The sequence below is a fragment of the Pseudomonas sp. 51_B genome, assembly GCF_017491595.1.
Lineage (GTDB): Bacteria > Pseudomonadota > Gammaproteobacteria > Pseudomonadales > Pseudomonadaceae > Aquipseudomonas > Aquipseudomonas promysalinigenes.
The window spans coordinates 1-433 of the sequence record NZ_JAFGYW010000462.1 but is presented as its reverse complement, the minus strand read 5'-3'; the positions used below and the strand labels follow the sequence as shown (position 1 = coordinate 433).

1 protein-coding gene is annotated in these 433 nt (G+C 62.8%); it reads left to right on the top strand.

What is annotated here, in order from left to right; translation table 11 throughout:
- Nucleotides 1–48: 48 nt before the first annotated feature.
- The coding region (locus tag J5M56_RS25730) for an acyl-CoA dehydrogenase N-terminal domain-containing protein (RefSeq protein WP_207938149.1) at nt 49–433 on the top strand (385 nt) is incomplete at its 3' end.

Genomic DNA, 433 nt, shown 5'->3' with positions numbered 1-433 from the left:
GAAAACATCATTCCACGAACCACCTGTTTAGATCTTGCGAGGTTTGCCATGGCTGACTACAAAGCGCCGCTGCGCGATATGCGCTTCGTCCTCAATGAAGTGTTCGAAGTCGCCAAACTCTGGGCCGAGCTGCCAGCGCTGGCCGAGACCGTCGACGCCGAAACCGTTGAAGCGATTCTCGAAGAGGCCGGCAAGGTCACCAGAAAAAGCATCGCGCCGCTGAGCCGTGCCGCTGACGAGGAAGGTGGCCGTTGGGCGGACGGGGCCGTCACCACCCCGGCCGGTTTCCCACAGGCCTATCAGACTTATGCCGAAGGCGGCTGGGTCGGCGTCGGCGGTGATCCGGCCTACGGCGGCATGGGCATGCCCAAAGCCGTGTCGGCGCAGGTCGAGGAAATGGTCAACTCCGCCAGCCTGGCGGTCGGTCTGTATC